The sequence below is a fragment of the Streptomyces otsuchiensis genome (assembly GCF_004305975.1).
In the GTDB taxonomy this organism is placed as follows: Bacteria; Actinomycetota; Actinomycetes; order Streptomycetales; family Streptomycetaceae; genus Streptomyces; species Streptomyces otsuchiensis.
Genome location: NZ_BHZI01000287.1, coordinates 1 through 7074, shown reverse-complemented (window position 1 = coordinate 7074; position 7074 = coordinate 1). Strand labels below are relative to the sequence as shown.

The 7074-nt window shown below is 76.3% G+C and carries 1 protein-coding gene and 1 pseudogene; both read right to left on the bottom strand.

Features of this window, described 5'->3' with window-relative positions:
* Positions 1–3612 (bottom strand): type I polyketide synthase (locus tag E0D90_RS21650; protein ID WP_227870390.1); only part of this gene is annotated, 3612 nt, incomplete at its 3' end.
* A 46-nt stretch (positions 3613–3658) separates the two neighbouring features.
* Positions 3659–7039 (bottom strand): annotated as a pseudogene (locus tag E0D90_RS21645) (SDR family NAD(P)-dependent oxidoreductase); the annotation flags it as partial.
* Positions 7040–7074: the final 35 nt, after the last annotated feature.

Sequence of the window (7074 nt, the reverse complement as noted above, 5' to 3'; positions counted from 1 at the left end):
CTCGACGCCCGCGCCCGGGAACGGCTGTGCGCCGCGCTCGGCGGCCCGGACCAGGCGGCGGACGAGGAGTCCGCTGGGGCGCACCGCGAGCTGGTCCTCGCCGTCCGGGCCGCCGAGCGCGGCGCACAGCCGTTCCCGGGCGCGGGCGTCGAGGGTGCCGGGCAGATCGACCAGTCCGCCCCAGCGCTGCGGGTGTTCGAGCGCGGCGACCATACCGGTGCCCCATACCTGGGCCTGCACGGGCGCGGTGAGCGGGTCGGCCTCGCTCGTGGAGACGGCACCCCGGGTGGCGCACCACAGCGGCGCGGTGATGCCGAGGTCGCCGAGCGCCTGGACGAGCGCGAGGGTCAGGGCCGTGCCGGTGGGCAGGCCCGGGTGGTGGGGATGCGGGGCGTCGGCCAGGCCGAGGAGGGAGAGCACTCCGGCGAGGGGCCGGTCGTCAGCGGCGGTGACGGAGGCGGCGGTTACGGACGCGGCCGTGACGGCGGCGGCGAGGCGGGAGCGGTCGGCGACGGCGTTCAGGTGCGCCCCGCCGGTGGTCGCGGCCTCTGCCGTGACCACCTCCGCTCCGTGTTCCCGCAGGGCCCGTACGGTCTCCCGCACCGTCTCGCTCTCCTGGTCCCCCTCGGGCGCGAGGACCAGCCATGTCCCGCTGAGCGCGGGGGCCGGCGGGTCGGGCAGCGGATGCCAGGCGACGCGGTAGCGCCACGCGTCGGACGGGTCCCTCGCGTCGCGCTGCCGGCGCCAGCCGTTCAGGGCGGGAAGTACCTCTCGCAGCGGCGCGGAGTCGACGGCGAGGGCGGTGGCCGCCTCCGTCACGTCGCCGCGTTCCACCAGCTCCCAGAACTCCGTGTCGCCGCCGGCGGGCGGTGGTGTGGCGGGTGTCAGCCAGTGACGGCGTTGCTGGAACGGGTAGGTGGGGAGGCCGACCCGGTGTGCGTCCCGGCCCTCGTAGACCTTCCGCCAGTCCACCGGCACGCCGCGCGCCCACAGTTCGGAGGCGGAGGTGAGGGCGCGGCGGAGGCCGCCCTCGTCGCGGCGCAGGGTGCCGGTGACCAGGGTGCCGGGTGCGCCCGCGGCTTCGGCGGTGTCCTGGACGGGAAGTGTCAGCACGGGGTGGGGGGACGCTTCGAGGAAGACGCCGTGGCCCTGTTCGGCGAGGGCGCGGACGGCGGAGTCGAAGCGCACGGTGCGGCGCAGGTTCCGGTACCAGTACGTGGCGTCCATGGACGTGGTGTCCAGCAGTCGCCCGGTGACGGTGGAGAAGAGCGGGATACGGGAGGCGGCCGGGGTGATGCCGGAGAGGGCCGCCAGGATCTCCCGCTCGATGCTCTCGACGTGCGCGGAGTGGGAGGCGTAGTCGACGGGGACCGTGCGGGCCCGGACGCCGTTGGCCGCGCAGGCCCCGGTCAGTTCGGCGAGGGCCGCGGCGTCGCCGGAGACCACCACGGAGACGGGGCCGTTGACGGCGGCGACCGACAGCCTCCCGGCCCACGGTGCGATGACGTCCTCCGCCCGCTCGCGGGACACCGCGAGCGAGACCATGCCGCCGTCGCCCGCGAGCCCGGTGATGGCCCGGCTGCGCAGGGCCACGACCTTCGCGCCGTCCTCCAGGGACAGGGCGCCGGCGACCACGGCGGCGGCGATCTCCCCCTGGGAGTGCCCCACCACCGCGTCCGGCTCGACGCCCCAGGACCGCCACAGCGCGGCCAGCGACACCATCGTCGCGAACAGCGCGGGCTGGACCACGTCGACCCGGTCCAGCGGGTACGCGCCGGGTACGCCGCGGACGACGTCGGTCAGCGACCAGTCCACGAAGGGGGACAGCGCCTGCGCACAGGCCGCCATGGAACGGGCGAACTCCGGTGCGGTATCGAGGAGTTCCCGCCCCATGCCGGGCCACTGCGCGCCCTGCCCCGGGAAGACCATGGCCACTCGGCCGGGACCGGGCTCCGCGAGGGCGGTGACGGCGGTCGCGGCGTTCTCCGGGTCGCGGACCAGCTCGTCCAGCGACGCGAGCAGTTCGGCGCGGTCGGCGGCCGTCACAGCGGCGCGGTGTGCGAAGGCGGTCCGTGTGGTGGCGAGCGAGTAGCCGATGTCGGCGGGGCGCGCGTCCGGGTCCGCGGTGAGGCGCGCCCGGAGGCGCGCGGCCTGGTCGCGCAGGGCGGCTGCGGTGCGCCCGGAGAGGACGCACGGCACGACGTCCGGGGCGGTGCCGGTGGGCCGCGGCCTCGGCTCGGGTTCGGGGGCCTGTTCCAGGATGACGTGGGCGTTGGTGCCGCTCATCCCGAAGGAGGAGACGCCCGCCCTGCGCGGGCCGCCGGTCTCGGGCCACGGCCGGGCCTCGGTCAGGAGCGCGACCGCGCCCTCGCTCCAGTCGACATGCGGAGTGGGCTCGGTGATGTGCAGCGACCGGGGCAACAGCCCGTGGCGCAGCGCGAGAACGGTCCTGATGACGCCCGCGACCCCGGCGGCGGCCTGGGTATGGCCGATGTTGGACTTCAACGAGCCGAGCCACAGGGGCTGTTCGGGGCGATGTTCCCGGCCGTACGTGGCGAGCAGCGCGTCGGCCTCGATGGGATCGCCGAGGGTGGTGCCGGTGCCGTGCGCCTCGACCGCGTCGATGTCGGCGGCGGACAGGCCCGCGTCGGCGAGCGCGTCGCGGATGACGCGCTGCTGGCTGGGCCCGTTCGGCGCGGTGAGGCCGTTGCTGGCGCCGTCCTGGTTGACGGCGGAGCCGCGCAGCACCGCGAGAACGGGGTGACCGTTCCGGCGGGCGTCCGCGAGGCGTTCCAGGAGGAGCACGCCGGCACCCTCGCCCCAGCCGGTGCCGTCGGCGGAGGCCGAGAACGGCTTGCAGCGTCCGTCGGCCGCCATGGCTCCCTGACGGCTGAACTCGGTGAACACCGAGGGCCGCGCCATCACGGTCACCCCGCCGGCCAGGGCGAGCGAGCACTCCCCGGCGCGCAGCGCGCGCGCCGCCTGGTGCAGGGCGACGAGCGACGCCGAGCAGGCGGTGTCGACGGTGACCGCCGGCCCCTGGAGGCCGAGCGCGTAGGCGACACGGCCGGACATGACACTCATCGAGTTGCCGGTCATCAGGAAGCCCTGCACGGTCTCGGGGACGCCGGCCCCGAGCTGGGCGTATCCCTGGTCGATGGCGGCGGCGAACACCCCGGTCCGGGTGGCGCGCAGCGACGCCGGGTCGATGCCCGCGCGTTCGACGGCCTCCCACGCGGCCTGGAGCAGCAGCCGCTGCTGCGGGTCCATCGCGACGGCCTCGTGCGGTGACACGGCGAAGAACTCGGCGTCGAAGTCGGCGGCGCCGTCGAGGAAGGCGCCCCGGCAGGGCACGCCGCCCGCGGTGAGAGCCTCCGTGTCCCAGCCGCGGTCGCCGGGCACGCCGGTGACGGTGTCGCGGCCCTCGGCCAGGAGGTCCCACAGCTCCTCAGGGGTGCGGACGCCGCCGGGGAAGCGGCAGCTCATCGAGACCACGGCGATCGGCTCACGGCTCCTGCCCTCGGCCTCGCGCAGCCGTCGGCGGGTCTCCCGCAGGTCGACGGTGACGCGGTTGAGGTAGTCGCGCAGCTTCCGCTCGTTCTGTTCGCTCACCGTGCCCCTCCGTGGGTGCGTCGGGACGGCGCGGTCTGGACGGGAGTCACGAGATGCCCAGCTCCTTGTCGATCAGGTCGAAGATCTCTTCGTTGGTGGCGGACTCGACGGCTTCGGCGGAATCACCGTGGTCGTCGGCGCCCGCCCCGTCCGGCGCCGGTTCGAGGCGGGCGAGGGCGCCGCGCAGGCGCCGGGCGAGATCGGCGCGCCGCTGTGCCCCGTCGGCGCCGGTGCCGGCCAGTTCGGTGGCCAGTGCGTCGAGCCGGTCGAGTTCGGCGCCGCCCGGTGGCGCGGCGGGCGCGGCGGCGGCGGTGAGCCGGTCGGCGAGGTGACGGGCGAGCGCTTCGGGGGTGGGGTGGTCGAAGACCAGGGCGGCCGGAAGCCGGGCCCCGGTGACCGCCATCAGCCGGTTGCGCAGCTCGACACCGGTGAGGGAGTCGAATCCCAGCTCCTTGAACGGCCGTTCCGCTCCGATCAGGTCGGCCGAGGCGTGGCCGAGGACGGCGGCCGCGTTGCCGCGTACCAGGTCGAGCAGGGCACGGTGCGCCTCGGCGGGCGGCAGCTCCGCCAGCTGCTCGGCGAGCGACGGCCCGGCGGGCCGGGCGGCCGGGGCGGTCGACGGGGCCGCCGTGCTCCTGTCCGCGCCGCGCACCAGACCGCTGAGCAGCGGGGGCACCTGGGTGCCCGTGGCGGCCGCCGCACGAAGCGCGGCCGGGTCGATGCCGGCGGCCAGCACGTGCGGCTGTGCGGCGGTCAGGGCCGCGTCGAAGAGGGCGAGGGCCGATTCGGTGGACAGGGCACCGATGCCGCTCCGCGCCGCCTTCCGTAGGTCGGCGTCGGTGAGATGGGCGGTCAGCGCGCTGCGTTCCTCCCACATGCCCCAGGCGATGGACACCGCGTGCGTCCCCTCGGCCCGGCGGCGTGCCGCCAGTGCGTCGAGCGCGGCGTTGGCTGCGGCGTAGTTGGCCTGTCCGGCGCCGCCGAGCAGGGCGGCGCCGGAGGAGAACAGGACGAAGGCGGCCAGGTCGCGTCCCCGGGTCAGCTCGTGCAGGGCGAGCGCGGCGTCCGCCTTGGGCCGCAGGACGTGTGCGAGCCGGTCGGGCGTGAGCGCGGTGACGGTGGCGTCGTCGAGGACTCCGGCGGCGTGCACGACTCCGGTGAGGGGGTGTGCGTGCGGGATGCCCGCGAGGAGTCCGGCGAGCGCGGCGCGGTCGGTCACGTCGCAGCTCGCGACGGTCACCTCGGCTCCCGCCTCGGCGAGTTCGCGCACGAGTGGTCCGGCGCCGGGGGCGTCCGCGCCGGAGCGTGCCGCCAGCAGCAGCCGGCGTACGCCGTGAGCGGCGACCAGATGGCGGGCGACGAGTCCGCCGAGGGTGCCGGTGCCGCCGGTGATCAGAACGGTGCCTTCCGGGTCGAGGGGGGCGGGCAGCGTCAGGACGTTCTTGCCGGTGTGCCGGGACTGGCTGAGGTGGCGGAACGCCTGCGGGGCCTGGCGCAGCTCCCAGCAGGTCAGGGGCAGCGGTTCCAGTGCGCCCCGCTCGAACAGGGACAGGATCTCGGCGAGCATGGCGCCGACCCGCTCCGCTCCGGCCTCCATCAGGTCGAAGGCCCGGTAGTAGACGCCGGGGTGCTCGCGCGCCACCTCGGCGGCGTCGCGCACATCGGTCTTGCCCATCTCGACGAACCGGCCGCCGCGCGGCAGCAGCGCCAGTGAAGCGTCGACGAACTCCCGGGCCAGGCAGTCGAGGACGACGTCCACGCCCCGGCCGCCGCTGACGTCGAGGAAGTGGCCGGCGAAGTCGAGGGTGCGGGTGGAGGCGATGTGATCGGCTGCCAGACCCGAGGCCCGCAGCACGTGCTGCTTTGCTGGGCTCGCCGTCCCGTACACCTCGGCTCCGGCGTGCCGGGCGAGCTGGACGGCCGCCATGCCGACGCCGCCCGCCGCCGCGTGCACCAGGACCGACTGGCCGCGACGCAGTCCGCCGAGGTCGAACAGGCCGTAGTAGGCGGTGAGGAAGGCGATCGGTACCGACGCGGCCTGGGCGAAGGTCCAGCCGGCCGGGATCCGGGCGAGGGTCCGCCGGTCGGCGACGGCCGTCGGCCCGAAGGCGCCGCCGAAGACACCCATCACCCGGTCGCCGGGCGCAAGGTCACCGACGTCCGCTCCCACCTCCAGGACGACTCCGGCGCCCTCGCTGCCGATCCCCGTCTGGTCGGGGTCGAGCCCGAGGGAGGCCACCACGTCGTGGAAGTTGAGCCCCGCGGCCCGCACGGCGACCCGCACCTGGCCCGCGCCGAGCGGGGCGAGCGCGTCGGGCGCGGGCACGGCCGTGAGCCCGTCGACCGTGCCGTCCCCCGACGGGGCGATCCGCCAGCTATCGGCACTGTCCGGGGGCGGCACCAGGGTGTCGCGGCCGGGCCCGGCGGTCAGCCGCGGCACGAGCACCTCTCCGGCGCGTACGGCGACTTGGGGTTCGCCCGAGGCGAGGGTGGCGGGCAGGGCGGCACGCGACCGCGGGTCGCCGTCCAGATCGACGAGCAGGAACCGGCCGGGGTGTTCGGTCTGCGCCGTGCGCAGCAGCCCCCAGACGCCGGACCGGGTCCAGTCCGCCGCCCGGTCGCCGGGCCCGGTGGTCACCGCACCCCGGGTGGCCACGGCGAGGACGGAGCCGTCGAACCGCTCGTCGGAGAGCCACTCCCGCACCAGGGCCAGGCACTCGACGGCGGCGGCGTGGAACGCCGCTGCCTGGCCGGTGCCACCGTCCGTGCCGTCGTGCGTGCCGTCGTGCGGGGCGTCGTGCGGGGCGTCCGGGCGGGGGCAGTCGGCGAGGACCAGGCCGGGCACGGGGCTGTCCGGCTCGGCACGCACGGCGGCCCAGTCGCCCCAGTGTTCCTCCGTCGCGGGCCCGTCGGCCTCCGGCACCGGCACCGGCACGGGCACCGGCACCCAGTCCACCCGGTGCAGCCCGTCGCGGCCGTGGCCAGCGCGCCACGCACCGTCCGCGGGCGCGGGGCGCAGGGCGAGCGAACCGGCCGACAGGACCTCCTGCCCCGCCAGGTCGTACACCGTCAGCGCGACGGCGTCCGGTCCCTGCCCGGTGAGCCGCACCCGTACGGCGGTGGCGCCCGCGAGGTGCGTGGTCACGTCGGTCCAGCTGAACGGCAGGCGCGCGGTGTCGTCACGGCCGGGCAGCAGCGCGGCGGTCTGCAGGGCGGCGTCCAGGAGCGCGGGATGCAGCCGGTACCCGGGGGCGTCCGCGTGCTGCCGCTCGTCCAGGACGAGTTCGGCGCAGATCTCGCCGTCCTTCGCCCAGGCGGCCCGGATGCCCCGGAAGGTGGGCCCGTAGGCGAATCCGGCGGCCGCGAACCGCTCGTAGAGGCCCCCGGTGTCCACGGCCTCGGCGCCGGGCGGCGGCCAGGTCACGAGGGCGGGCCCGGTGGTGCGGCGGCCAGGTCACGAGG